31 protein-coding genes and 1 tRNA gene are annotated in these 25,101 nt (G+C 57.4%); 9 read left to right on the top strand and 23 right to left on the bottom strand.

Translation table 11 applies throughout. From position 1 onward, the window contains the following. Nucleotides 1-103: 103 nt before the first annotated feature. The 3 genes from rpsI to AACZ19_RS06460 all read right to left on the bottom strand — a co-directional run bounded on the left by rpsI (nucleotide 104) and on the right by AACZ19_RS06460 (nucleotide 1,695). Nucleotides 104-499: a 30S ribosomal protein S9 gene (rpsI, locus tag AACZ19_RS06470; RefSeq protein WP_339632730.1), complete on the bottom strand. Its 396-nt coding sequence runs from the start codon at nucleotides 497-499 to the stop codon at nucleotides 104-106. Nucleotides 500-642: 143 nt separating this feature from the next. Further along, on the bottom strand, nucleotides 643-1,107 hold the full coding sequence (gene rplM / locus AACZ19_RS06465; RefSeq protein ID WP_339632187.1) for a 50S ribosomal protein L13: 465 nt from the start codon (nucleotides 1,105-1,107) through the stop codon (nucleotides 643-645). 177 nt (nucleotides 1,108-1,284) lie between these two features. Beyond that, nucleotides 1,285-1,695: a PaaI family thioesterase gene (locus AACZ19_RS06460; protein WP_339632728.1), complete on the bottom strand. Its 411-nt coding sequence runs from the start codon at nucleotides 1,693-1,695 to the stop codon at nucleotides 1,285-1,287. Nucleotides 1,696-1,861: 166 nt separating this feature from the next. Here AACZ19_RS06460 and AACZ19_RS06455 point away from each other — a divergent pair, with 166 nt between their 5' ends. Genes AACZ19_RS06455 through AACZ19_RS06445 form a run of 3 tightly spaced genes read left to right on the top strand, consistent with a single transcriptional unit; the run spans nucleotide 1,862 to nucleotide 4,444 of the window. Further along, nucleotides 1,862-2,668, top strand: a complete 807-nt coding sequence (locus AACZ19_RS06455; protein ID WP_339632186.1) for an enoyl-CoA hydratase — start codon at nucleotides 1,862-1,864, stop codon at nucleotides 2,666-2,668. 5 nt (nucleotides 2,669-2,673) lie between these two features. Further along, nucleotides 2,674-3,165: a CoA-binding protein gene (locus tag AACZ19_RS06450; RefSeq protein WP_339632185.1), complete on the top strand. Its 492-nt coding sequence runs from the start codon at nucleotides 2,674-2,676 to the stop codon at nucleotides 3,163-3,165. 1 nt (nucleotide 3,166) lies between these two features. Then, nucleotides 3,167-4,444 carry an O-acetylhomoserine aminocarboxypropyltransferase gene (locus tag AACZ19_RS06445; protein WP_339632183.1) on the top strand — a complete coding sequence of 426 codons (1,278 nt, stop codon included), beginning with the start codon at nucleotides 3,167-3,169 and terminating at the stop codon, nucleotides 4,442-4,444. Between the two features lie 6 nt (nucleotides 4,445-4,450). On the opposite strand, the gene AACZ19_RS06440 is transcribed toward AACZ19_RS06445, so the two are convergent. Further along, nucleotides 4,451-4,831 carry a VOC family protein gene (locus AACZ19_RS06440; protein WP_339632181.1) on the bottom strand — a complete coding sequence of 127 codons (381 nt, stop codon included), beginning with the start codon at nucleotides 4,829-4,831 and terminating at the stop codon, nucleotides 4,451-4,453. Nucleotides 4,832-4,910: 79 nt separating this feature from the next. Between AACZ19_RS06440 and AACZ19_RS06435 the strand changes: the two genes are divergently transcribed. From AACZ19_RS06435 to AACZ19_RS06425, 3 genes are all read left to right on the top strand, one after another. Next, nucleotides 4,911-5,333, top strand: coding sequence for a hypothetical protein (locus AACZ19_RS06435; RefSeq protein WP_339632179.1), 423 nt, complete (start codon nucleotides 4,911-4,913; stop codon nucleotides 5,331-5,333). Next, complete coding sequence (locus tag AACZ19_RS06430) at nucleotides 5,317-6,105, top strand: CsgG/HfaB family protein (protein ID WP_339632177.1); 789 nt, start codon at nucleotides 5,317-5,319, stop codon at nucleotides 6,103-6,105. The genes AACZ19_RS06435 and AACZ19_RS06430 overlap by 17 nt, the downstream gene beginning before the upstream one ends. 75 nt (nucleotides 6,106-6,180) lie before the next feature. Further along, nucleotides 6,181-6,795, top strand: coding sequence for a hypothetical protein (locus AACZ19_RS06425; protein ID WP_339632175.1), 615 nt, complete (start codon nucleotides 6,181-6,183; stop codon nucleotides 6,793-6,795). A 102-nt stretch (nucleotides 6,796-6,897) separates the two neighbouring features. Here AACZ19_RS06425 and AACZ19_RS06420 read toward each other — a convergent pair whose 3' ends face one another. Further along, entirely contained in the window at nucleotides 6,898-7,962 is a 1,065-nt protein-coding gene (locus AACZ19_RS06420) for a COX15/CtaA family protein (protein ID WP_339632173.1), read from the bottom strand. Between the two features lie 165 nt (nucleotides 7,963-8,127). On the opposite strand from AACZ19_RS06420, the gene AACZ19_RS06415 reads away from it, so the two are divergent. Next, on the top strand, nucleotides 8,128-9,192 hold the full coding sequence (locus AACZ19_RS06415) for a pentapeptide repeat-containing protein (protein WP_339632172.1): 1,065 nt from the start codon (nucleotides 8,128-8,130) through the stop codon (nucleotides 9,190-9,192). A gap of 46 nt (nucleotides 9,193-9,238) precedes the next feature. Here the strand turns inward: AACZ19_RS06415 and AACZ19_RS06410 are convergent. From AACZ19_RS06410 to AACZ19_RS06375, 8 genes are all read right to left on the bottom strand, one after another. Further along, nucleotides 9,239-9,315 (bottom strand) — tRNA-Pro (locus AACZ19_RS06410). Nucleotides 9,316-9,444: 129 nt separating this feature from the next. Then, a complete protein-coding gene (locus AACZ19_RS06405; protein ID WP_339632170.1) occupies nucleotides 9,445-9,891 on the bottom strand; it encodes a MerR family transcriptional regulator in 447 nt (148 codons plus the stop codon). Then, complete coding sequence (locus AACZ19_RS06400; RefSeq protein ID WP_339632168.1) at nucleotides 9,881-10,186, bottom strand: integration host factor subunit alpha; 306 nt, start codon at nucleotides 10,184-10,186, stop codon at nucleotides 9,881-9,883. The genes AACZ19_RS06405 and AACZ19_RS06400 overlap by 11 nt, the downstream gene beginning before the upstream one ends. Before the next feature lie 184 nt (nucleotides 10,187-10,370). Then, the gene (locus AACZ19_RS06395; protein ID WP_339632166.1) at nucleotides 10,371-11,342 is read right to left on the bottom strand and encodes a beta-ketoacyl-ACP synthase III; all 972 of its coding nucleotides are present in this window, start codon (nucleotides 11,340-11,342) and stop codon (nucleotides 10,371-10,373) included. Between the two features lie 12 nt (nucleotides 11,343-11,354). Then, nucleotides 11,355-12,503, bottom strand: a complete 1,149-nt coding sequence (gene plsX, locus AACZ19_RS06390; RefSeq protein WP_339632164.1) for a phosphate acyltransferase PlsX — start codon at nucleotides 12,501-12,503, stop codon at nucleotides 11,355-11,357. A gap of 41 nt (nucleotides 12,504-12,544) precedes the next feature. Next, nucleotides 12,545-12,730 carry a 50S ribosomal protein L32 gene (gene rpmF / locus AACZ19_RS06385; protein ID WP_339632162.1) on the bottom strand — a complete coding sequence of 62 codons (186 nt, stop codon included), beginning with the start codon at nucleotides 12,728-12,730 and terminating at the stop codon, nucleotides 12,545-12,547. A gap of 83 nt (nucleotides 12,731-12,813) precedes the next feature. Then, a complete protein-coding gene (locus AACZ19_RS06380) occupies nucleotides 12,814-13,371 on the bottom strand; it encodes a DUF177 domain-containing protein (protein ID WP_339632160.1) in 558 nt (185 codons plus the stop codon). Nucleotides 13,372-13,539: 168 nt separating this feature from the next. Next, nucleotides 13,540-14,097, bottom strand: coding sequence for a ubiquinol-cytochrome C chaperone family protein (locus AACZ19_RS06375; protein WP_339632158.1), 558 nt, complete (start codon nucleotides 14,095-14,097; stop codon nucleotides 13,540-13,542). Between the two features lie 164 nt (nucleotides 14,098-14,261). Between AACZ19_RS06375 and bamE the strand changes: the two genes are divergently transcribed. Then, complete coding sequence (gene bamE / locus AACZ19_RS06370; RefSeq protein WP_339632156.1) at nucleotides 14,262-14,714, top strand: outer membrane protein assembly factor BamE; 453 nt, start codon at nucleotides 14,262-14,264, stop codon at nucleotides 14,712-14,714. Nucleotides 14,715-14,750: 36 nt separating this feature from the next. Here bamE and AACZ19_RS06365 read toward each other — a convergent pair whose 3' ends face one another. Together AACZ19_RS06365 and AACZ19_RS06360 are read right to left on the bottom strand one after the other, a co-directional pair. Beyond that, entirely contained in the window at nucleotides 14,751-15,275 is a 525-nt protein-coding gene (locus AACZ19_RS06365; RefSeq protein WP_339632154.1) for a DUF6622 family protein, read from the bottom strand. 200 nt (nucleotides 15,276-15,475) lie between these two features. After that, nucleotides 15,476-17,581 (bottom strand): sodium-translocating pyrophosphatase, encoded by a 2,106-nt coding sequence (locus AACZ19_RS06360; RefSeq protein WP_339632152.1) that lies wholly within the window; start codon nucleotides 17,579-17,581, stop codon nucleotides 15,476-15,478. 271 nt (nucleotides 17,582-17,852) lie between these two features. Here AACZ19_RS06360 and ppa point away from each other — a divergent pair, with 271 nt between their 5' ends. Beyond that, complete coding sequence (gene ppa / locus AACZ19_RS06355; protein ID WP_339632151.1) at nucleotides 17,853-18,374, top strand: inorganic diphosphatase; 522 nt, start codon at nucleotides 17,853-17,855, stop codon at nucleotides 18,372-18,374. 32 nt (nucleotides 18,375-18,406) lie between these two features. On the opposite strand, the gene AACZ19_RS06350 is transcribed toward ppa, so the two are convergent. The 8 genes from AACZ19_RS06350 to ribD form a co-directional block, all read right to left on the bottom strand. After that, complete coding sequence (locus tag AACZ19_RS06350; RefSeq protein ID WP_339632150.1) at nucleotides 18,407-19,600, bottom strand: MFS transporter; 1,194 nt, start codon at nucleotides 19,598-19,600, stop codon at nucleotides 18,407-18,409. A gap of 45 nt (nucleotides 19,601-19,645) precedes the next feature. Further along, on the bottom strand, nucleotides 19,646-20,209 hold the full coding sequence (locus tag AACZ19_RS06345) for a DUF4865 family protein (RefSeq protein ID WP_339632149.1): 564 nt from the start codon (nucleotides 20,207-20,209) through the stop codon (nucleotides 19,646-19,648). 106 nt (nucleotides 20,210-20,315) lie between these two features. Next, on the bottom strand, nucleotides 20,316-21,314 hold the full coding sequence (thiL, locus tag AACZ19_RS06340; protein ID WP_339632147.1) for a thiamine-phosphate kinase: 999 nt from the start codon (nucleotides 21,312-21,314) through the stop codon (nucleotides 20,316-20,318). 1 nt (nucleotide 21,315) lies between these two features. After that, complete coding sequence (gene nusB / locus AACZ19_RS06335; protein ID WP_339632146.1) at nucleotides 21,316-21,795, bottom strand: transcription antitermination factor NusB; 480 nt, start codon at nucleotides 21,793-21,795, stop codon at nucleotides 21,316-21,318. After that, nucleotides 21,792-22,256: a 6,7-dimethyl-8-ribityllumazine synthase gene (locus AACZ19_RS06330; protein WP_339632145.1), complete on the bottom strand. Its 465-nt coding sequence runs from the start codon at nucleotides 22,254-22,256 to the stop codon at nucleotides 21,792-21,794. Before AACZ19_RS06330 ends, nusB begins: the two co-directional genes overlap by 4 nt. Before the next feature lie 3 nt (nucleotides 22,257-22,259). After that, nucleotides 22,260-23,372: a 3,4-dihydroxy-2-butanone-4-phosphate synthase gene (gene ribB / locus AACZ19_RS06325; RefSeq protein WP_339632144.1), complete on the bottom strand. Its 1,113-nt coding sequence runs from the start codon at nucleotides 23,370-23,372 to the stop codon at nucleotides 22,260-22,262. Next, the gene (locus AACZ19_RS06320; protein ID WP_339632143.1) at nucleotides 23,369-23,965 is read right to left on the bottom strand and encodes a riboflavin synthase; all 597 of its coding nucleotides are present in this window, start codon (nucleotides 23,963-23,965) and stop codon (nucleotides 23,369-23,371) included. The genes ribB and AACZ19_RS06320 overlap by 4 nt, the downstream gene beginning before the upstream one ends. A gap of 5 nt (nucleotides 23,966-23,970) precedes the next feature. Next, nucleotides 23,971-25,086, bottom strand: coding sequence for a bifunctional diaminohydroxyphosphoribosylaminopyrimidine deaminase/5-amino-6-(5-phosphoribosylamino)uracil reductase RibD (gene ribD, locus AACZ19_RS06315; RefSeq protein WP_339632142.1), 1,116 nt, complete (start codon nucleotides 25,084-25,086; stop codon nucleotides 23,971-23,973). Nucleotides 25,087-25,101 lie beyond the last annotated feature (15 nt).

Below are 25,101 nucleotides of genomic sequence, written 5' to 3'. Positions count from 1 at the left end.
CAGCACATCACTTTATTGATGTTATGAGGATGAGGCATAACATTGCAACAAAAAAAGGGCCCGCCGAAGCGAGCCCTTTCGTTGTCGTATCTCTCTCCCGCGATTAACGCTTGGAGAACTGGAAGCTGCGGCGGGCTTTCGCACGGCCGTATTTTTTCCGTTCCACAACGCGGCTGTCGCGGGTGATGAAGCCTTCGGCCTTCAGCGCCGGGCGCAATGCCGGTTCGTAGGAGGTCAGGGCTTTCGAGATGCCATGGCGGACGGCGCCGGCCTGGCCGGAAAGTCCCCCGCCCTTCACGGTGCAGACAACATCGAACTGGCCGACACGGTCGGTAATCTCGAACGGTTGCAGCAGGATCATGCGAAGCACGGGGCGCGCAAAATAAACGTCCTGATCACGGCCGTTGACGGTGACCTTGCCGGAGCCCGGCTTGATCCAGACGCGGGCAATGGCGTTTTTCCGCTTGCCGGTGGCGTAGGCGCGGCCCTGCGCATCGATCACCGGATCGGGCAGTTCCACTTCGATAACCTCGGCAGCCTCGATCACCTCGGCGCCCGTTTCAGCGGCGGCCGGAGCGTCGGCAGCGGCGCCTGTGGTCAGGTCTTTCAAATCCTCAAGGGAGTTTGCTTCATCGGCCATACTCAGGCGCTCCTTACGTTCTTGGAATTCATCGACGCGACATCAACCACTTCGGGGTTCTGCGCGGCATGGGGATGTTCGGAACCGGCATAGACGCGGAGGTTGCTGAACTGCTCCCGCCCCATGGCGCCGCGCGGGATCATCCGCTCTACCGCTTTCAGGATCAGCCGCTCAGGATGCGCACTGCCGAGAGTTTTTTCGGCGGTCCGGCTCTTGATGCCGCCGGGATAGCCGGTGTGCCAGTAGAAGACCTTGTCGGTCATCTTCTTGCCGGTCAGCGCGACTTTTTCCGCGTTGATGACGATGACATTGTCGCCGCAATCGATATTCGGGGTAAACATCGGTTTATGCTTGCCGCGCAGGCGGGTCGCAATAATCGAGGCGAGACGACCGAGAACGAGCCCTTCAGCATCGATCAGCAGCCATTTCTTCTCCACCTCGGACGGTTTCGCAGAATAGGTTTTCATGTAACTTCCAGCCTTCGCATCAAGCGTGCCACAACAAAATAAAGGGAGCAAATGGCTCCCCGGTCTGATGCGGGGTATAATATCACTCCCGCCCCAAGTCAACCGAAATAATGCTGTTATTTCACCCTTTTATCGGTGTGGTATTATGATACCTTATTTTTATCCACAGCGCATACCCTAGCGTTTCGGCGGGATCGCGTAGGTCATGGTGACATGGGCGACGGGCTCCTCCAGATCACCCGCAAACAGGCTGAATTCCCCGATGGCGAGGGTCTTGCCGAGCTTGAGCAGCCGCCCCTCCCCCCGCAGGGTTCCCGGCTCGGGCTTGCGCAGGAAATTGATGTTGAGGTTGGTGGTAACCGCGAGGGCGACGGGTCCGATCTGCGCCAGCAACAGCAGATACATGGCGGCGTCGGCCAGCTCCATCATCGTCGGGCCGGAAACCGTCCCGCCCGGGCGCAGATGCCGGTCCTTCGTTGCCATATGAACGGTGATGGAACTGTCATCGACATGGTCGACCTTCAGGTTCATGTGGTTGATCTGCGGGAAATGTTCCCGGTTGAAGGCTTCGAGCATTTCGGCGGTCATGACGGGCACGGGCGGTTTCTCCTCTTATGGACCCGGGCAAGATAGTCGCCCTCCCCCGGCGCCGCAAGCCCTTCGCAGTGCCCGCAGAAAATTACCCGATGACCATTGATCCGCCGCCAGAAAGGATTATGGTATTTGTCGAGAATAAAAATGCGAGGAATTCCCTATGTCTGGCAGAGAAATAACAAGCAAGGACAATGAAGACATCATCCGGCTGAATGTGGCCGACCATATCGCCACCATCACGCTCAACGATCCGACAAGCCGCAATTCCCTCTCACGCGCGATGATGGGGCGGATCCAGGAAGTGCTGGACGAGATTGCCGCCTCAAAAGACATCCATGTCGTGATTGTCGAAGCGACGGGTCCGGTGTTCAGCTCCGGCCATAACCTGAAAGAGGTCATCGCCGCCAATGAGGATGATACCATCGGCGAACTGCTGACCCAGTGCTGCACCATGATGCAGGGCGTCGTGAACCTGCCGCAGCCGGTGATCGCCCGCGTCGATGGCGCGGTGACGGCGGCGGGGACGCAGCTTGTCGCCTCCTGCGATCTGGCCTATGCGTCGGACAGCTCGAAATTCGCAACCTCCGGCGTTAATTTCGGGCTCTTCTGCTCGACCCCGATGGTCGCGCTCAGCCGCAATGTCGCACCGAAGCAGGCGATGGAAATGCTGGTCAGCGGCGACTTTATCGATGCTGCCCGGGCCGTGGAAATCGGGCTGGTCAACGCCGCCCTGCCCGAAGGTGAACTGGATGCGCATCTCAAGAAGATGGCGGCGACAATCGCCTCGAAATCTCCTTATGTGCTGAAACTCGGCAAGGCCGCTTTCTATAAACAGCTCAACATGCCGCTGGATGAGGCCTATAAATTCACCTCCGGCGTCATGCAGGAAAATATCGCCTCCGAGGACGGACAGGAAGGTATGCACGCTTTCAAGGAAAAACGCACACCTGTCTGGCGAGGAAAATAAGCCGCATGAATCATGATACCTACGCCGATGAATATATCGGCGGCATCCTCAATGACGTCAAAACCATTGCGGTGGTCGGCGCGAGCAGTAACTCCTCGCGGCCAAGCTACTATGTGATGAAATATCTCAAGCGCAAGGGCTATCGCTGCATTCCGGTCAATCCGGGCCTCGCGGGTCAGGAACTGCTCGGCGAGACGGCCTACGGTTCCCTTTCCGATATCCCCGTGCCCATCGATATGGTCGATTGCTTCCGCGCAAGCGAAGCGATACCGCCGATTGTCGAGGAGGCTATCAAGGTCGGCGCAAAGGTCATCTGGATGCAGCTTGGTGTCCGCCATGACGAGGCGGCGAAGACAGCAGAGGCGGCGGGGCTGAAGGTCGTGATGAACCGCTGCCCCAAAATCGAATATGGACGCCTGTCCGGCGAGATTGCCTTCATGGGCGGCCGGTCCGGCATGATTTCTTCAAAACGATCCAAACTAGTAGGGAATAAATAATATGAGCACGCCAAAATTCGAAACCCTGTCCATCCATGCCGGTGCCAAGCCGGACCCGACCACCGGCGCCCGCGCCACACCCATTTACCAGACCTCCAGCTTTGTGTTCGACGATGTGGATCACGCGGCGGAGCTGTTCAACCTGCAGGCGTTCGGCAATATCTATTCGCGCCTGACCAACCCGACCAACGCGGTGCTGGAAGAGCGGGTGGCCACCCTTGAGGGCGGCGCGACCGGCCTTGCGGTGTCCTCCGGCCATGCGGCGCAGCTGATTGTCTTTCACACCCTGATGCAACCCGGCGACGAGTTTCTCGCCTCCACCCGGCTCTATGGTGGCTCGATCACCCAGTTCAGCCAGTCCTTCAAGAAGTTCGACTGGAACGCGACCTTTGTCGATCCGAAAGACCCCGAGGATTTCAGGAAGGCGCTCACTCCGAAATGTAAGGCGATCTTTATCGAGAGCCTTGCCAATCCCGGCGGCGTGATGACCGACATCAAGGCCATCGCCGATATCGCCCATGAGGCCGGTATCCCGCTGATCGTCGATAACACGCTGGCGACGCCCTATCTCTGCCGCCCGATCGAATGGGGCGCGGACATCGTGGTGCATTCGGCAACAAAATTCCTCTGCGGCCATGGCAATTCCATGGGCGGGCTGATCATCGATTCCGGCAAGTTCGACTGGAGTGCGTCGGACAAGTTCCCGACCATGAGCCAGCCGAACGCCTCCTATCATGGCCTGAAATTCCACGAGACCTTCGGCGAGCTCGGCTTCGGCATTGCCTGCCGCGCGCTGGGCTTGCGCGATCTCGGGCCCGCCCTCTCCCCGTTCAACGCCTTCCTGATCCTCACCGGGATCGAGACATTGCCGCTGCGTATGGAACGCCACAGTTCCAACGCACTTAAAGTCGCGGAGTATCTGCAAAAGCATAACAAGGTCAGTTGGGTCTCCTACGCCGGTCTCAAGGGCGATGACTATTATGACCTCGCTCAGAAATACCTGAACGGCGGTGCCGGGGCGGTGCTCACCTTCGGGATCAAGGGCGGCTTTGACGCCGGGGTCAAGGTGGTGGAGAGCGTCGAGCTGTTCTCCCATCTTGCCAATATCGGTGACACCCGCAGCCTGATCATCCACCCGAGCTCCACCACTCATCGCCAGCTGGACGAAGACCAGCAAGTGGCCGCAGGCGCCGGACCGGATGTTATCCGCCTCTCCGTCGGCATCGAGAATGTCGAGGATATCATCGCCGATCTCGACCAGGCCCTCGCCGCCAGCTAAGCGATCTCAGCTATCGTATACCGATAGCTCGATCAGGTTAAGGTCGGGGTCGCGCACGTAAAGGGACGTGATCGTTCCCCGCGCCCCCGTCCGCTTGACCGGCCCCTCCAGAATGTCGATCCCGGCTGCCCGCAGCCGGGATTGCATTTCCGCCAGCTCCCCCTCGATAATAAAGCACAAATCCGCCGTGCCGGGCTTCGCCAGATGCGCTCGCGGCGTCAGTTCACGCCCCGCGACATGCAGGTTGATTTTCGACGATCCGAACTTCAGCGCCTGACGATCTTTTGCGAATTCCTCAAAAATCATTCCCAGTATTTCACAGTAAAACACTTTCGTTCGTTCTAAATCGACAACGGTCAACACGAAATGATCCAGTTTCTCTATCATTTATTATTTCCATATTTATTTATTGAACATTCATTATTTATCACCAGTTAAGTAAAAACGAAATTATTAAGGCAAAATTATGAAATATTCAATTTTAATAGTATCAGCATTATTGCTTACTATTTCAGCCGTCGCATCGGCCAAGGATGGTTCGGTCTCAGCAGCGGAGGGCTGGAACGACAGCGCGGGCTTCCAGACATCCTATGACAAGCTGACGAAGTCTGTCATCGCCGAACTGATCGAGAAAAAGGAAAACGGGTTCTATGACGGTTTTAGTCAGTACAATACATACAATATCGGCGCGCAGACCACTTCCATCGGCGCACAGACGATCTTCACCGAAAGCAAACTCGACAATGTCTTTATCACTACGAACAACTGCGGTGAGATAGTCAGTTCGACCACGACTGACTCAACGTCGATCAACAAGAACTCCACCAATACCTCTACCACGAATGGTGCCCCTTGCCGGGTAAGAGTGAACAATGCAAGCAATCATTAAATCACTGATATTGCTGCCCGTTTTTTTGACCGGTTGTGTCGCAACGAGTAGCGAGAATGTAAGTCTGCCAGATGGCCCGCCGGTACAAACCATTGCGACGCCCTATGACAGGCTGGTGACATGTGTCGCGGAGAAAAGCAAGCTGCGGGGCGTCTGGTCGGTTGGCGAGATTACAGACGCCACCGGCAAGTTCAGCGCCGAATTATCCGGCACCGGAAAATATGTTACCCAGGGCGCGGGTGACATGATGCTGACAACCCTGATGAAGGCAAAGGCTGAGCGTGTCGTCAACCGGCGCGACCCGCGCCCCGTCATCTCGGAAATCCAGCTCGGCATCCGCGACGCGAAGCAGTTCACCCTGATGGATTATTATATTACCGGCTCGATCAATACGCTGGACTTTATCCCCGGCGCGGCCGCCGAGCTGACCATTGCCGGGATCGGTCCGCGCTATCGACAAAACCGCGCCATTGTCGGGCTCGATTTGCATCTCACCGATGCCCGCACCTCGGAAGTGCTGGCGGCGGTGAATATCTCAAAGCAGATCTTTGCGGATGAAGCCGGCTTTGGTCTCGGGCGCTTTTTTGGGGACACGCTGGTCGACCTCGATATCAGCGACCAGAGCCGCGAACCGCTGCAACTCTCTCTTCGGTCCATGCTGCAGTTCGGGCTCTATGAAATGCTGTCAGAACTCAACCCCGATCTTAGAAAGAATTGCCAGCAAATCGTCGATACCGTCGAAGGTGTCGAAGATACCCCAACAAACAGCTAAATAAATAGCTGAACTTTTCCAACAGGCCGGGCGTCAAAACCCATAACTCAACTTCAGACAAAGGATTATAGTACGATGAAAAAACTTACTTTAAGTGTAGTGGCTCTGGCCATGCTGGCCACGCCCGCGATGGCTGGCTGGGGTGGCCCCTCTTCCGGTGGTGGTGGCGGTGTCGGTGGCACCGGCGGCGGTGCTGGAACGCCGGATTTGTCAGTCGATGCCAATGGAACCCAAATGTTGGTTTCCGGCGGGAACAACTCCGTCTCCTTTACCGGCAACAACTCCATCAATATGAACAATAACAACAATGGTAATGCCCTGTCGGCGCAGAATATCAACGACTCCCCCTTCCATTTCTCGTCCCTCAATGCGAGCCCGACGGGTGACCTGAACTACACTCCGCAGAACGTCTACACGATTCAGGCCTATGCCCATTTCGAGCGGCCCGACTTCGATTTTCACAAGCTGAGCGGAAATGACACGACCACCAACCCCGACCCGGTAGATGTTAACGTCGGCGTCATTGCCGTTGCTGCTGCCGGAGCGAGTGCCTCTTCGGGACCGTCAGGCGGTCTTTCCCCATTTGTGATCTTCCCCGGCGATGCGTCTTCCGCGGATGCGGGCGCTGTTGCCGGTGTGGGCGTTGGTATCGGGAACAATCCGGTAGAGGTTGAAGATCCCGAGCTGTAGACGCCGTCGGAAGCTGCCGATTAATCCATTCGCTTTTCCCGGCTCCGTCTAGGGTCAAGCAATCTCCCGCCGCCGGTCAGCCTGAGGGCTGGCCGGTTTTTTTCACGCCCGCTCCGCCCGGAGTTCATGCGCCACGAAGAGCGCGAAGGCCAGCACCAGCATGCCGCCCGCCTGATGCGCCGCACCAAGCGTGACCGGCACCACATAGAGCAATGTCAATATCCCGAGGAAGACCTGCACGAACACCATGGTCACCAGGGCGGCAATGCCGAGCCGCGCGGGCGCGCTCAAATCCCGCCCGCGGCTGATGAGGTAGAGCCAGATGCTGAGACCGGCGATGGCATAACCGACCATGCGGTGGACGAACTGCACAGTCGACGGGTTCTCAAGGAAGTTATGATAGAGCGGCGCGAGGTCGAACATATCGGCGGGCAGGAAGGTGCCGCCCATCAGCGGCCAGTCCGTATAAATGAAGCCCGCGTTGAGCCCGGCGACGAAGCCGCCGATGACGATCTGCAACGCGATCAGCGCGAGCAGCCCCCACGCCGTCCGCCGCACCGCGCCATGCGCGGACGGGCTGCCCGCGTAGGGCCCGCGCAGGAGATCGAATATCGTCCACAGCAGCGCCGAAAAAATCAGGCTGGCGAGCGCGAGATGCGCCGTCAGGCGATAATGGCTCACGTCCGGGTTATCGACAAGCCCGCTCATCACCATGAACCAGCCCATGCCGCCCTGCAGCGCGCCGAGCACGAACAGCAGCGCCAGCCGGGGCGCCATGGCCCGCGGTATTTTCCTGAAGAGCAGGAGCAGCACGAAGGGCACGAAAAAGGCAATGCCGATGATGCGGCCGAGCACCCGGTGGGCAAACTCGAAGGCGTAGATGCCCTGAAACTCGGAGAGGCTCATGCCCTTGTTGATCTTCTGGTATTCGGGGAAGGCCTTGTACCGCTCGAACTCCGCCATCCAGGCCTCATGGCCAAGCGGCGGCAGCCAGCCTGTAATCGGTTTCCAGTCGGTCATCGAGAGGCCCGAATTGGTCAGCCGCGTGACGCCGCCCAGCACAATCATCGCGAACACCAGCAGCGCCACCAGCACCAGCCAGCCAATCACCAGTTTGCGCCCGTCACTCGCGGGCACGGCGCTCCTATCCTGAAATTCCGTCGTCATGGCCCGCACCATAGCCCAATTTTTCCCGAAAGCAATATAGCGCGAAGCGTTGCGGCACTCCGTCGCAGGGGGCGGCTCGGCCACCTGCGGGATTAATTGACTAGGGAAATTAACCGTCTAAACTTCGCCTATTGCGTGCCTGTTGTTTTATGAGGGGGAAGGCGGATGGCGGACGAAGAACTTATAAAGAAAATCCGGGACGGAACTTGGAAAAATCCTGAGTTACAAGGCGCGGACCTGTCAAATGCAAATTTGGAAAATGCAAATCTTAAAAGTGCTGCATTACGAGGAGCCAATTTACAAGCAGCTAATCTAAAAGCAGCACACCTAGATGGTTTACGGACGACCGGTATGCACAATGTTGTCGATATGCACGACATTGCCGATATGCACGGCCCGATTCTGCGGGGATCTGACCTCCGAAATGCTGATCTTCGGAAAGCCGATTTACAAGACGCACATTTGCAAGGGGCCGATCTTCGGGAAGCCGATTTACAAGGCGTAAATTTGCAAAGGGCCGATCTTCGGGAAGCCGACTTACGAAAAGCCGATTTGCGAGAGACCAATCTAGCGGGCGCGAATCTTGATAAGATCAAATTAAACAAATCAAAAGTTACGGATGAAACCACTATCGACCTACCAGAGGAATATCATATTACGGGAGGAATTATTCTCCTCCGCAAAGAAAAAAGTATTGTCGAAAGCGGCGATGAAACCAAACAAGCCGAAGATAAAGAGGCGGAGTTCAGTGACGAGACAGCGGAGTTCCAAGATCGAGTCGCGGAGTCCAACATAGATACCAATAAATCCGCACCAACACTCAAGGCCAACCCAGAAGACAGAATTGGTTATCGTGGTGGAAAAATACCATCTGGCCCGGCATTAGCAGCTAAGAATACTAGCATCGCGCAATTGGAAAAGCTTCGCGACGAGTTGAAAGAATTTCATGGAAATGACGAAGAGTTCAGCGCGCCGCCAAATTCTAAAGAGATACCGCTTTCGAGAGATAATTTGGAAGTCTTGAAGCAATCAGTCCAACTATCAATAATCATTCATAACTTCCCGAGCTTCCCACCCGAGATCGTTAATGCTCTTAGGGAACTTATGCTCTATTTGAAGTCTATCGCTAACTATCTGACAGGCATAAAAATAGAGAAATATGCGGCATTGGTCACATTGGTAAATCAATCTTGGGAGTTGATTGAAAAACTCCTGCCGATGCTTAGCTAGCCACTAAAAAAGCCCCGAAACCGTCCGGCTTCGAGGCTCTCTCAATTGGTCGGGCAGGCCGGATTTGAACCGACGACCCCTTCACCCCCAGTGAAGTGCGCTACCAGGCTGCGCTACTGCCCGCCATGTCCTGGTGGGGCCGTTCCCGGCCCGAGGCTGGCGCACTATACTGACGGTCAGGCGTGTTGGCAACGCCCGTTCTGCGGCATCGGCACATTTTTTTGTGCCCGCCGAAATCCCCTTAAGCACGGCTCAGGCGAGCAGCTCCTTCAGCTCCTTCAGCTCGCCGAGAACGTGGCGGATCTGCGCCTTGTCATCGCTCGTGAGCGGCTCTCCCGACGTGCCGTCGCCCGCGCCATGGCTGAGCGCCGGGTTGCCCTCGGCCCGCGCGGCGGAAACCATGGCGTCGACATTGTCGATGCGCCCGCCCTGCTCTTTCAAGAGTTTCTGCGCGCCGCGAATGGTGAAGCCATGCTTGTAGAGAAGGTCGCGGATGCCGCGGATCAGCTCGATATCCGAGGGGCGGTAGTAGCGCCGCCCGCCGCCGCGCTTTAAGGGCTTGACGACCTTGAACTTCGTCTCCCAGAAGCGGAGGACATGCTGCGGCACATCCAGCTCTGCCGAGACTTCGCTGATGGTGCGAAAGGCATCCGGCGATTTTTGCAGTTTTTGAGCCTCTCTCGCCACGTTATGCGCCACCGTTACCTTCGTTGATCTTGTCTTTCAGGACATGGGACGCACGGAAGACGAGGACGCGGCGCGGATTGATCGGCACCTCTTCCCCGGTTTTCGGATTGCGGCCGATGCGGCCGGACTTCTGGCGCACCTGCAGACTGCCGAAAGAGGAAATCTTTACTGTTTCGCCGGCAACGAGCCGATCTGAAATTTCTGACAGGATGGTCTCAACATGGTCCGCGGATTCATTTCGCGACAATCCGACCTGCTGATAGACAGCCTCTGCCAAATTTGCTCTGGTCAATGTGTTTTTTGTCATGATTTTACCCCATTAGACCTAACAGGATTATCAAAGCGGCCCGCGCCGTCAATCATAAAGGTGCAATTTCCGCCTGTTACCCGCCTAAAAGTCGGTTTTTAGGCAAAAAAGGGCGATAACTGATTGAAATTGATCACGGAATTGACGACCTGCGGGAGCCGCCGGAAAAAGAGATTCGCAAAAATTACCAGCGCACGAGCGCCGAGCCCCAGGTAAAACCGCCGCCCATCGCCTCCAACAAAAGCAGATCGCCGCGCTTGATACGCCCGTCGCGCACCGCCTCATCCAGTGCGAGCGGAACAGATGCAGCGGAAGTATTTCCATGTTTATCGACAGTTAGGACAACTTTCTCAGGATCGAGTTTAAGTTTACGTCCGGTTCCATCGATGATTCGCTTGTTCGCCTGATGCGGGATCAGCCAGTCGATATCATCCGTGGTCAGGCCTGTCGCCTCCATCGCCTCATGCACGACGCTGGCGAGGTTGTTGACCGCGTGGCGGAAGACCTCGCGCCCTTCCATGCGAAGATACCCGGTTGTCTGGGTGGAGGACGGTCCGCCATCGACATAGAGCAGATCGTGCTTGTCGCCGTCTGAATGCAGATGGCTGGTCAGGACGCCGCGATCATCGGAGTTACCCGCCCCTTCCTCGGCCTCCAGCACGATCGCCCCGGCACCGTCCGCGAACAGGACGCAGGTTGTCCGATCCTCCCAGTCGAGAATGCGCGAGAAGGTCTCGGCGCCGATCACCAGCGCGCGGTTCGCCTGCCCGGCCTTGATGAAATTATCCGCCGTCGCCAGCGCGTAGAGGAAACCTGTACAGACAGCCTGGATGTCAAACGCGAAGCCGTGGGTCATGCCGAGGTTCTTCTGCACGACGGTGGCAGTCGCCGGAAATGTCTCGTCCGGCGTTGCAGTCGCGAGCACGATCAGGTCGATGTCATCAGCCATGAGGCCCGCCATCTCCAGCGCCGCCTTCGCCGCATGAGTGGCGAGATCGGAGGTCAGCTCTCCATCCGCCGCGATATGGCGCTGCTTGATACCGGAGCGGGCAACGATCCACTCGTCGGTGGTATCCACCATCGTCGAAAGCTCTTCATTTGTGAGGATTCGTTTCGGCAGGTAGGACCCGGTGGCGGTAATAACTGAGCGGCGCATAAATTTCCTGTTCTATCCGGCATCTTCAGCAGAGCTGGAGGCTTGATCCATTTTTGGGGCGGCTTTTGCAGGCGTCTCCGCCGCCTTCGCCATTTTCTCCGCTTCCGTCGCGGACCCGGCGCTATTATTACTCATTTTCTGCGCCATATCAAAGGTCTCGAAGTGATCCCGCATTTTCTCGACCAGATCGTCGGAAACCATCTCAACGGCAACCCCGATCGCATTGGCGAAGCCCGTCTCATCCGTGCCACCATGGCTTTTCACGCAAATGCCGTTGAGGCCGAGGAGCACCCCGCCGTTATAGACCCGCGGGTCCAGCCGTTCGCGCAAGATATTGAGTCCGCCACGGGCAAATAGGTAGCCGATTTTGGACATCACGGAACTCCGGAACCCGGCGCGCAGGAAGTCGGTAAAGAGCCGCACCACCCCCTCGGCGGTTTTCAGCGCGACATTCCCGGTGAAACCATCGGTCACGATCACATCGACAACGCCGCGCGTGATGTCATCGCCCTCGACAAAGCCGTGATATTCAAAGGGCGGATTTTCAAGGGAACGGAGACGGTCACCCGCGGCCTTGATGGTGTCATGGCCCTTGAGTTCCTCGCTCCCGACATTGAGGAGCGCGACCCGTGGCGGCACGCGGCCCAACACGGCGCGGGCGAAATCGGCGCCCATGAAGGCGAACTGCACGAGGTTGTCGGCATCGCATTCGACATTCGCGCCGAGATCCAGCATCACTGTCTCCCCGCGCGGGGACGGCAGAACGGAGGCAATGGCCGGGCGGTCGATGCCCGCCATCATCCTGAGAGAGAATTTCGCCATCGCCATCAGCGCGCCGGTATTCCCGGCGGAGACAACAGCTCCGGCCTCGCCATCGCGCACAGCGTCGATCGCAAGGCGCATACTGCTCTTGCGGCCCTTCCTGAGGGCCTGGCTGGGCTTGTCCTCTGACTTGATTGCTTCATCGGTGTGACGCAACTCGCAGACGCTGCGCACGCCGGGATAGGCCTTCAGCAACGGTTCCAGCCGCGTTTCATCCCCGAACAAGAGAAACCGGGCCTGCGGAAATTGTATGCGCACAATGTCGATGCCCTTAACCACGATGTCAGGAGCATGATCTCCTCCCATCGCATCAAGGGCAATGACAATATTCTCAGGCATATTTCTGTCCGGGTCCGGCCATCCTAATCAGCTGAAGCCGACTAGAGAATGTCGCTTGTTTCCAGGATTTCGCGATCACCATAATGGCCGCATTCACCGCAGATATGGTGGGCGCGCTTCATCTCACCGCAATTCGGGCATTCCTGCACCTGCGTTCCCGGCAAGGCGTCATGGGCCCGGCGCATGTTGCGCTTGGATTTGGTGGTCTTCCTTTTTGGTACTGCCATTTTCTCGTCTCTCACTCTTGATGCCCTATGGATAAGGGCGACATATAAATCATATCGATATGAAATTGCGTTACGCCTTCATATCACTTCTTGCTCATCAAGTCCCTCAAATTTGCAAAAGGCTGGTGCACCCCCTGCTCCTTCTTTGCCTGCTCAAGGTCCAGTTCCGCCTCCACCGGGGCTTCCGGCAAATCATCGCGTCGCGGATAGGGATCCAGCGCCAGCGCGATCTGTTCCTGTATCACCTCGGCCAAATCGATGCGGCCGCCCGTGATAAGCGTGGGTGGGTCCGGTTCATCCAGCCCGACCACCTTCTCCGTCTCCTCAACGGTAATATCCCGAGGGTCAAAGGTGTAGAACACCGTGAATTCCTCGTCAATCGCCTGTTCTACCGGGTCCAGCGTCACCACGCAGGCCTGAACTGCCATCGCCGAAATCCGGCCGGAAACCGCGACCAGCCCATTCGCGCCTTCGCGCATGAGCGATCCGCTGGCTTTCACGTCCGATACACCCAGTATATCAAGGGCTGCGGCCAAGGCGACACATTCTTCTTCCGTCGCCCGGATGTCGAAGCTCATCGGTTCCCGTCCGAGGCGTTCAACATTCATCAACCGAGCGAAACCACCCCCGGCTTTCGTCATCGCGACACTTCCTTCCTAAATTCGTTCCGGCCAAACCGGCGGGGCGGCTTCCGATGGCCGCGGCGATTCGAAGGCGCGAAAATACTGGTTTAGATGCCCGCGGTCAATGGCTTTTGTCATTTCCCAGAAATGCGCCGTTTCGGGGCCAAAAGCCGCCGCGAACCCCCGCTATTCCGCCGTTGTCGCCGAGCCATCGAAGTCGCCGAACTCCACCTTGCCCGCCATCAGAGGATCAAGACCCGCTGCGGCAAGCCGCGCATCCGCCGCCCGGACATAGTCGGCGAGCCGTCGCACCGCGTCCGCCGGAACTTCGTCGACAGAGCCATAATGATCCCGCTTCAGCGCATCCTCCAGTGATTCCCCGCCGCCATCCAGCGCCGCCTCATAGGCGGCGACCCGGCCATAGAAAGCCTTGGCCATCTTCTTGATATGCTTGCCAATGCTCAGATCGCCAATGCCGATTTCACGCAAACTCTGGTCCATATCTGCAAACATCTGGTCGAACAGGGTTTGCGAGAGTTTTTGCGCCGCCTCGCCTCGTCCTTTCAAATGACGCATGACAAGAAAGGCGTGAAGCGAGATCATCTCGAACCGACCGTCGACCGTATCGGGAACGGCGGCAACCATGTAAAAGGCGGGCAGACGGGATTGACGGACAATTTCCACATACAGTGCCGTCGCGGCAGCTTCCTGCGGATTGCGGCGGAATAAATTTGCAAAGACCACTCGGCGGCTCCTGCTCTTTGGTTACCGCGGCGATTTCTTTACAATATCGACGCCGCCTCACCAAGAAAATTTGACATTTGCCGACTGGCAAGCCATTTATTGTCCCTGAATTAAGCATTTCGCGACGCATAGTCAACTTAAAGCGGCGCCGGGGCATCGTGACCATGAAACAATTGAAGACAGGACTTTGCATTGCCGTTCTTGGCCTCGCGCTCAGCGCCTGCGAGCCCATTAAGACCGACCAGGGATATCACCTCGATCCGGAGCAGCTGGCGCTGATTGAGGCGGGCGTTACAAGCAAGGACGCCGTGCAGCAGATCATGGGCTCCCCTTCCAGTATTGCAACCTTCCAGACCGAGGGCGACGCCTGGTACTATATCAGCAGCAAGACCGAGCATTACGCTTTCTTTGAGAAGGAAGTGAAGGCCCGTAATGTCGTGATCGTCCTGTTCGATATTGATGATGTCGTCGCGGAAGTCGCCGATCTCAGCCTTGAGGACGGTCAGGAAATCGAAATTGTCGAGCGCGAAACCCCAACAGGCGGACGCGAGCTTGGCCTGCTGGAACAACTATTCGGCAACCTCGGACGGTTCAACACCGCGGGCGAAGGCCAGTAGTATATCTCAAACTAACGGCGGTGCCGGTAACCCCGCTTATGCGGGTGGATGTGCGCCCGGCCCGATGTAATTAAACGCCTGTAGAAGCTGAAGGGCCATGATGCCCCAGAAGGCACCGCTTATCAGGCCCGAAGTAATGCCGTAGAAAACGGAAAATCCGATCGCCGCACTCAGTTGCGGATTAGTGGCTATCACAACCGACAGCACGTATTTCGTAATAAAGGCGATCATGATGAGGATCAGGGTCAACGGGGTTCCCGGGCGCAGTATCCGCTTTGCCTCGTGGTCGTAGGTTGCCGCGGGATAACGACTTGCGAGCAGCCAGCCCACTCCAAAACCTAGAGCGAGCCCCACGACAAACACACCCAGTGCAATCGGCCAGCCCGGCAATTTCAAAAAGATCGCATAAAGACCCCATACGAAGAAGAGTACTGGAAGCAGTAGCATGCGCGCCGGTCGCGCTTTACGCGGGCGCAGCGCAGTAATTCCACTCAGAACAAGAAAGGCAAAAAGTGGCCAAACCCAAACCGGAGTGTAGATAATAATGTCCATGATCGACATTCTTCACGTATCCCCGAAACCGCCCCGCCCTGTTTACATAAACTTTCACGGAACGGATTAATGACGGGGTAAAGATAAGTAAGCCATTTCACGACGTCTGTGCGCGCCATCACCAGATTGATAAAGCCCTGCCCGGAAAAGAAAAAAACCCCCGATCGATGACCGGGGGTTTTCTGTTTTAGGCTATAACAGCGAACAGCTTAGTGGGCCAGCGCCGCCAACAGCAGGAGTGCGATGATGTTGGTGATCTTGATCATCGGGTTCACAGCGGGACCCGCCGTATCCTTGTACGGATCGCCGACCGTATCGCCGGTCACCGCCGCTGCATGGGCATCCGTACCCTTGCCGCCGTGGTTGCCGTCCTCGATATACTTCTTGGCGTTATCCCACGCACCGCCGCCTGCGGTCATAGAGACCGCCACGAACAGGCCGGTGATGATTACGCCAAGTAGCATGGCGCCGACGGTCGCAAAGGCCGCCGACTTGTCCGCCACCAGATACATCAGGAAGAAGACGACAATCGGGGCGAGCAGCGGCAGCAAGGACGGAATAATCATTTCCTTGATCGCCGCCTTGGTCAGCATGTCAACCGCCCGGCCATAGTCAGGCTTGCCCGTGCCTTCCATGATCCCGGGGATCTCCTTGAACTGACGGCGTACTTCACGCACCACGGCACCCGCTGCCCGTCCAACCGCCATCATCCCCATGGCCCCGAAGAGATAGGGTAGCAGTCCGCCGAGGATCAGGCCGACAACGATATAGGGGTTCTGCAGGCTGAAATCGAGGGTGACGCCCTGGAAGAAGCTGAACTCCGTCGGGGTTGCCTCGCTGATGAAATGCTTGAGGTCCTCCGTATAGGCCGCAAACAGCACCAGCGCACCGAGACCGGCAGAACCGATCGCATAGCCCTTTGTGACCGCTTTCGTGGTGTTACCAACCGCATCGAGGGCGTCGGTTGTCTTGCGGACATCCTCGTCCATTTCCGCCATTTCCGCGATACCGCCCGCGTTATCCGTGACCGGACCGTAGGCGTCGAGTGCGACAATCATGCCGGCAAGGGCCAGCATGGTGGTTACGGCGATGGCAATCCCGAACAGAGCCGCAAAGTTATAAGACACAATGATACCGGCACAGATGATGATTGCCGGAACCGCCGTTGCCTCCATCGAGACAGCGAGGCCCTGAATGACGTTAGTGCCATGACCGGTTTCCGACGCCGCCGCGATACTGCGGACAGGACGGTATTCGGTCGAGGTGTAATATTCCGTGATCCAGATCAGCAGACCCGTGACAACCAGCCCGACAAGACCGCAGAAGAACAGGCTCATACCGGTGAATTGCTTATCGCCGATATTGTAAACCGTATCCATGCCGATGGTCAGCATGGTGACCGGCCAGAGCGCGATGGCGGAGAGAACCGTCGTCACGATGAAGCCCTTGTAGAGCGCACCCATGATGCTGTTGTTCGCACCAAGCTTGACGAAAAAAGTGCCGATGATGGAGGTGAGGATGCAGACCGCGCCGATCATCAGCGGGTAGGACATCAGCGCCGCGTCATTGGCGAAATAGATGGAGCCGAGCACCATGGTCGCGACAACCGTCACCGCATAGGTCTCGAACAAATCGGCCGCCATACCGGCGCAGTCACCGACATTGTCGCCGACGTTATCGGCAATCACCGCCGGGTTGCGAGGATCATCCTCCGGAATTCCGGCTTCGACCTTACCCACCAGATCAGCACCGACATCGGCGCCCTTGGTGAAGATACCACCGCCGAGACGGGCGAAGATGGAGATGAGCGAGGCGCCGAGGCTGAGGGCAACAAGGCTGTTGACCATATCGCGACCGTCAACGCCCGCGGCTGTCAGATAGCCGTAATAGCCGGCCACCGCCAGCAGCGCGAGGCCGACCACCAGCAAACCGGTGATCGCGCCCGCCTTGAAGGATACGTCCAGACCGTCGCTCAGGCTCTTGGAGGCCGCGGCGGCCGTACGGACGTTAGCCCGGACAGAAACATGCATGCCGATAAAGCCCGCGGCGCCAGAGAGAACCGCGCCGATCAGGAAGCCGATCGCCACTTTCAGGCCGAGCAGGAAGAACAGGATGATAAATATAACGATTCCGACCAGTCCAATGGTCAGATACTGCCGGTTCAGATAGGCCGATGCCCCCTCCTGAATGGCGGCAGCGATCTGCTGCATCTTTTCGGTACCGGCATCACGTGACAGAACCGACCGACCTGCATACGCACCGTAGCCCAAGGCTATCAGCCCGCAGATAATCGGTATCCATAATTCTACTGACATTCTTTATTTCCCCATCAATGTTACGAAAAAAGCCATTACGAAAATGGCCGTACTTTTGTTGTTATTGTTGTCGCCAAGTACCCCCATGGATATTCAACTCGGCTAAATTAGACTAAAGTCGGGGGTAGAATGCCAGATTACCTTTGGTTTCGCAAGCTATTGGAATTGCCTAATTTAGGGGATGCTTTTTCAGCATTTTTTTCCATTAGCCGGTGGCATATTTTTTCGGAACATGCTATCGGAACGCCAGCAATTTCAGGAGACTGCGAGTATGGATATATCTAAAATTCCGGCGGGCCGGGATGTGCCCCGGGATGTTAATGTCGTCATCGAAATTCCGCTGGGCGGCGTGCCGGTAAAATATGAGGTCGAGAAGGAGAGCGGGGCCATGTTCGTCGACCGTTTCCTGCATACGGCCATGTTCTATCCGTGCAACTACGGTTTTATTCCGCATACCCTCGCAGACGACGGCGATCCGGTCGATGTGCTGGTCGCCGGACCGATCCCGGTGATGCCGGGCGCCGTCATCCGGGCGCGCCCCGTCGGTGTCCTGATCATGGAGGACGAAGCCGGACAGGACGAGAAAATCCTGAGCGTGCCGGTGGACGACCTCCACCCCTACTATTCCAACATCAGCAATTACAGCGACCTGCGCGGGATCCTGCTGGACCAGATCTCTCATTTCTTCGAGCATTACAAGGATCTCGAGGAAGACAAATGGGTGCGGATCGTGCGCTGGGGCGATGCGGAGGAAGCCTCCGACATGATCGTCAAGGCACTGGTCTCCGAGTAACTAGCTAGAAAACGCAGCGATACGGTGGCGGGTTATCCCGCCGCCACCCGCCGACTGCCCGTGCGCAGGCTCCAGAGCACGAGCAGGATAACAAACGCCAACAGCGGCAGGGCGCCGTAGTTGACGACGTCCCAGCCGAAACGCTCCTGCAGCTGGCCGCTCATGAGAGAGGCCGTCGCCACCGTCCCGAAGACGAGGAAATCATTCAGCCCCTGTACCTTCGCCGTTTCCGACGGCTTGTAGGTTGTCGTCACCAGTGTCGTACCGCCGATGAACATAAAGTTCCAAGATAAGCCGAGCAGGACCAGAGCAATATAGAAATTCGCCAGCTCCAGCCCGAGCAGGGAGACCGTCACGCTAGCCACACCGAGCAGCGCGCCGAGCAGGATAATCTTATATTCACCGAAGCGGGAAATCAGGTTGCCAGTGAAAAAGCTCGGGCCGAACATGGCGACCACGTGCCAGCTGATAACATTGAAGGAATCGCTTGGCTGGTGGCCGCAGCCGACCATGGCAAGCGGCGTCGCCGTCATCACCAGGCTCATCACGCCGTAACCGATCATGGCACTCAGCACCGCGACAATGAAAGTCGGCTGGCGGACAATTTCCGACAATGGGCGCTGCGCCTGCTCATGATCCGGTATCTGCATTTTCGGGATTTTCACGAAACTGATGAAGATTAGCGCGAGAAAGCCGAGCAGAACGATCGACAGATAAGACCCCATATAAAGGAACGGCGCGAACAGATCCTTACTGTGGCTGGCGATCTGCGGGCCGATAAATCCGGCGATCACACCGCCCGCCAGCACGTATGAAACGGCCTTGCTCCGATTCTTGTCGCCAGCGATATCAACGGCGGCAAAACGGTAATAATTGCCAAACGCCGTATACATCCCGACGAGGATGGCGCCGAAAACGAACCCCCAGAAATGGCCGACCCAGACAGAGTAGCTGCAAATCGCGGCGCCGGTCATGCCGATCACCGCGCCGAACATGAAACCCATCTTGCGGCCGACCCGGCGCATGAAGAAGGAGGCCGGGATAGTGGCAATCGCCGTGCCCGTCACCACCGCCGTCACCGGCAGGGTCGCCAGCGACTTGTCATCCCCGAGCAGGAGAAGGCTGGCCAGCGCGGCGGACGAGATCATGATCGAGGTGGTGCTGTTCATCAGGGCCTGACAGCCCGACATCAATAAAATACTGATCTTTGTACGTCGGTCCATCATCCTGTCGCCCTTACCTGACTGTTGTTATTTTGCGGACGAAACGGATTATGCCGCACCTTGAAGTGGTTCGTAGCTCTTTAAAATGTCGTAGCTATAGACGCAATCAGCCTTAACCGGCACCGCATCCTGCTGCCGTTGCCAGAGACTGAATAGTCCCTTTTCCCAGCGATCCGGATCAAGCAGGACCATATGCGCGTAAAGGCCGGGTGTTTCCAGCATCTCCTGGTGATGCTCCTTCTCCTTACGCATAAACTCTCCGACTGGTCGCCCGGCCGGGACCTTGTCAACGGCACTGGAAAGGAATGTCGGCGTCTTCCCATGTGCAGGTCCATAATCGAAGGAAATGATCTGCCAGCTTCTCACTCTCGGCCGCCCGAACGTCTCGATAACACCGTTAAACAACTTGTCGAGAAGGAATTCCTGGGCGAACTGGGCGTTTTCCCAGATATAGAAGGGGGCGTAGACATGTTCTTCGGGATCATAAAGGTAGAATTTATGCCGTAATCCCGGACAGCCGTCGAACAAACTACTGCGTGCCGCCACATGTTTATGGATCTGCGCCGTATCAAAATCCTGTGGCAAGCGAACCGAGTATTGCATCGCCAGCATGCGTCTCTCCCAAAACTACATCAAATTTTCGTGGAATATGTCAAGAATATGTCACAAAGACAACCTACAGATATGCATAGCTATTATGCAATTTCTCATCAGCAGCTCAGAAATGCTGCCAGCCACGCGTATCAAGCGTAAGTTCTGTTCCGTCTTCGTGAAAAACGCGCACATCGTTTCCCGCTGTCATTTTTCCGATGATGGTGAGGGCAAGGCCGCTTTCCGTTGCCAACTGTTCAAGCGCTTCTTCCATGGCAGGCGGCAAGGTGAAGGCCAGCTCATAGTCATCGCCGCCGGTTAGGACAACGTCCCTCAGGCGGGCGTTTTGCGCGAGCGCCTGGCGGGCGGCATAGGAAAGCGGTATCCGTTCCCATTCGATTTCGGCGCCGAGCCTTGACTCATCGCAGATATGGCCGATATCCGCCAGCGGCCCATCGGAAATATCGATGCAGGCCGTCGCCTTCTCCGTCAGCAACTTCCCAAGGGCAAGGCGTGGCTGAGGCAGGTGATAGCGATCGATAAGTTTCTTCTGCAAATCCTCATCAAGACCGACAAGCGCGCCTTTCAGGGCCAACAGGCCGAGCGCCCCGTTGCCAATTGTGCCCGAAACCACAATCAGGTCGCCTTCCGCTGCGCCATTGCGCCGAAGCGCCTGCCCCGCCGTTACCTCGCCGACCGCCGTCAGGGAGAGCGAAAGCGGTCCCGGCGTACGCACCGTATCCCCGCCCAGAAGGCCAACACCGAATTCATCCTGATCCTTCTGAAGGCCGGCCGCGAATCCCTCGATCCAGTCTCGCGGTAATTTTTCGGGCCAGAAGGTCGCGAGAAGATAGCCAACCGGATTTGCCCCCATAGCCGCAAGGTCGGACAAATTCACCCGGAGCAGCTTGCGCGCAACATCCTCCGGCGCGTCGTCTTCAAGGAAATGCACGCCCGCCACCATAGCGTCCTTGGCGAGAACCAGATCCCTGCCCGGCGTCGGTGAAAGCACCGCCGCATCATCGGTAAGGCCCAGGGCAGCCGGGGTTTTAGCGGCCAGCGGCTTCAGGAGCCGGTCAATCAGCGCAAATTCGCCGTTCCCATTGTCTGTCTCCGCGTCCGTCATCTTACTCGAATTCGCCGGGGCGCAGCTCTTTCGCAATCTTGTCGAGCACGCCATTAACCAGCGCCGGTTCCTTGCCGGTGAAAAAGGTTCGGGCGATGCCGATATATTCCTTGATCAGGACCTTGGCCGGCATATCGATGCGGGCGAGGAATTCATAGGTCGCCGCCCGCAACAAGCACAGCAGCACGACTTCCAGCCGATCTGTTGTCCGATCTTTCTCCAGCCGCGCGGCAATCAGGGCGTCAATTTCCGCCTGACGCGCATTTGTATTGAGGACGATATCCTCAAACAACGGCTTGTCGCTGTCCTTAAACTGATCGCCATCGAGCTCCTTGCCGACGCGATGCAGCAGGAATTCCTCCACCACCTCACGCGGGGACTTGCTGTCATGCTCCAGCTGATAGAGGGCCTGCACGGCATTGAGCCGGGCCAATGTGCGGCGGCTATGCTTGTCGCCCCGCTTCTCGCTACGTACGTTCATCTGGGGAACATTCCGAATTTTTCCTTCAGCCCGAGCATGGCGAGCGCCGCTTCTGCCGCACCCCCGCCCTTATTCTTCTCTTCCTTGCGAGCCCGCGCCCAGGCCTGATCCTCATCCTCGCAGGTGATGATGCCATTACCAAGCGCGATGCAATAGTCCGTCGACAGATCCATCAGCGCCCGCGCGCTCTCTTCCGATACCGTATCGTAATGAGAGGTTTCCCCGCGGATCACGCAGCCAAGTGCAACATAGGCATCAAAGCGCCGCCGCCCGCCAGTGAATTCCATCGAGCGGAGGGCGAAGCGGATCGCCGCCGGAATTTCAAGGCAGCCCGGCACCTGCACAATCTCATAAGTAGCGCCCGCCACCTCCAGCACCTCTTTTGCGCCGTCGAGCAGCGCATCGGAGATATCTCGGTAAAAGTCCGCTTCGACGATCAGGACATGTTTGTCATTGCTCATGGCTTAGCCTCTCGTCGCGATAGCGCGGGTTTCTGTGATCGCAAGGCCATAACCGTCGAGCCCGACCACGGTGCGCTGGTTATTGGACAGGAGGATCATGTTCTTGATGCCAAGGTCGATAAGAATCTGCGCGCCAATGCCGTAGTCGCGAAGTTCCTGCTGCTCTTTCAACGGCTTGCCGAGCTTGCGGCGCACCCGATCGGAGAGCGCCATTGGCCGTGGCTCGCGGATCAGGACAACCACGCCCTTGCCTGCCGCATCAATCTGCGCCATCGCGTCATGCAGCATGTCGGGATTTTCATCCAGTTCGCCCAACACATCTCCGAGCAGATTAAGGGCATGCATGCGGACCAATGCCGGTTCCTCGCCGGAGACATCGCCTTTGACCAGCGCTACATGCTCGGCATATTCAGGCTTGTTGGAGAAGACGATCATCTTCCAGTCACCGCCGTATTTGCTGGAGATATCCGCCTCGATCTCGCGGGTGATCAGGCTGTCATGACGGCGGCGGTAGGCGATCAGGTCAGCAATGGTGCCGACTTTCAGATTATGAAACTGCGCGAATTTTACAAGATCAGGCAGCCGCGCCATGGTTCCGTCGTCATTCATGATCTCACAGATGACCCCGGCAGGCATCAGCCCTGCGAGGCGAGAGATATCGACCGCGGCCTCTGTATGGCCGGCGCGACGCAGCACGCCACCTTCGCGCGCAACCAGTGGAAAGACATGCCCCGGCGATACGATATCCTGTGCTTTCTTGGTCGGATCGATGGCAACGGCAATTGTATGGGAACGATCCGCCGCAGAAATCCCGGTGGTAACGCCCTCCCTCGCCTCAATCGAGACCGTGAAATTGGTGGTGAGACGGGACGCGTTATCCTGCGCCATCAGCGGCAGACCAAGATGATTAACCCGCTCCTCCGACATCGACAGGCAGATCAGCCCGCGGCCGTTCTTGGCCATGAAATTGATGGCTTCCGGCGTTGCCATTTGCGCGGGGATAACCAGATCCCCCTCATTCTCGCGGTCTTCCGCGTCGACCAGCACGAACATCTTGCCGTTACGGGCGTCTTCGATGATTTCCTCTGTAGGGGAGAGATATTCTTTATAGCTCATTTCTTGTTATTTACCTCAGTCATGCGGGCGACGTAGCGTGCCAGTACATCGATTTCAAAATTGATCCGTCGTCCGATCGTCAATTTATCAAAGGACGTATGATCCTGCGTATGTGGGATAATATTAACGCTGAAAGTATCGTCGCCGACCTCATTCACTGTCAGGGAAATACCATCCAGGCAGATCGAGCCCTTGGCGGCGACAAGGCCGGCGTATTTCGCGGGCAACGAGAAAATCAGCTTGGTGGAGTCGCCGACCGTCTCCTGATGCAGGACCGTTACCACCGCATCGACATGGCCGGTGACTACATGCCCGCCGAGCTCGTCGCCGATTTTCAGCGCCCGTTCCAGATTGACTCGCGTTCCCTCCCGCCATTCATCGAGATTGGTGCAGGAGAGAGTCTCGTCCGACACATCGACGGCAAACCACCCTTCCCCTTTCTCAACCACCGTCAAGCAGGGGCCTGAACAGGCGATGGACGCACCGATATCGATCGTATCGGTGTCATATGAGGTTTCAATTTCAAAACGGGTATCGCCGGTTTTTTCAATCCCGCGCACCCGTCCGACATCCGTGATAATGCCCGTAAACATATTGCTCAGTTCCGAAGAAAATAACTTTCCAATAAATCGTCGCCCAGCCGACGTTCCTCGATCAGGCGAATTTGCGGTGCGTCTTCAAGTTTCTCAAGGCCGATGGATTGCAGGGCCGGAATGCCGTCCCCGCCGATAATCGTGCCTGCGCGAAACCACATCAGACGATCCGCCAGCTCATCTTTTATCAGCGTTGCCAGAAGATGGGAACCACCCTCGACAAGTATTCGTGTTATTCCCTGCGCGGCGAAGGCCTTGAGACCGGCGGTCATGTCGGGCAGACCGCTCGCATTGGCCGGCACCTCGACGATCTTCACGCCGACATCGGCGAAGGCCTGCAAGCGATCTGCGTCATTGCCGGCGACGGTGAGAATCCAGAGCGGCACTTCCTTGGCGGACTGCACCAGCTTCGACGTGAGCGGCAACCGCAACCGCGAATCCGCGACAATGCGGATCGGGGAGTATTGTTCCAGCCCGCCAATCCGGCAGGTCAGCTCCGGGTTGTCAACAAGGGCAGTGGTGACGCCGATCATAATGGCATCGTTCTGCGCCCGCAGCATATGACCGAAGCGCCGCGCTGCCGCGCCCGTGATCCATTTGCTATCGCCGGTCGCCGTCGCAATCCTTCCGTCAAGGCTGGTTGCCATTTTAAGGGTGATCAGCGGCCGGTCATGCAGGCGTGTCAGGATAAAGCCCGCGTTCACCTCCGCCGCTTCATTGCCAAAAAGACCTTCTGTCACCTCGACGCCCGCCTCCTGCAAAATCCGGATGCCGCCACCATTGACCCGCTCATCGGGATCCCTGAGCGCGACAACCGCCCGGCGCACCCCGGCCTCGACCAGGCTGTCGGCGCAGGGCGGGGTTTCACCGTGATGGGCGCAGGGCTCCAGCGTGACATAGGCCGTCGATCCCGTTGCCGCCGCCCCGGCCATCGCAAGCGCCATTGCCTCTGCATGGGGACGCCCGCCATCCTGTGTCCAGCCGCGACCGACCACCTGCTCGTCCTTCACCAGCACACAGCCAACGGCAGGGTTTGGCGCTACCCGGCCGAGACCGCGCGCGGCCAGCCGAAGCGCGGCCCGCATAAAGAGTTCATCGCGGCTGTTAAACTGAGCAGTCATGGATACCGGCTTTTC

This window comes from uncultured Sneathiella sp. (assembly GCF_963973085.1).
Lineage (GTDB): Bacteria > Pseudomonadota > Alphaproteobacteria > Sneathiellales > Sneathiellaceae > Sneathiella.
Note: the sequence above shows the minus strand (reverse complement) of the source record. Positions and strands in the feature narration are given on the sequence as shown.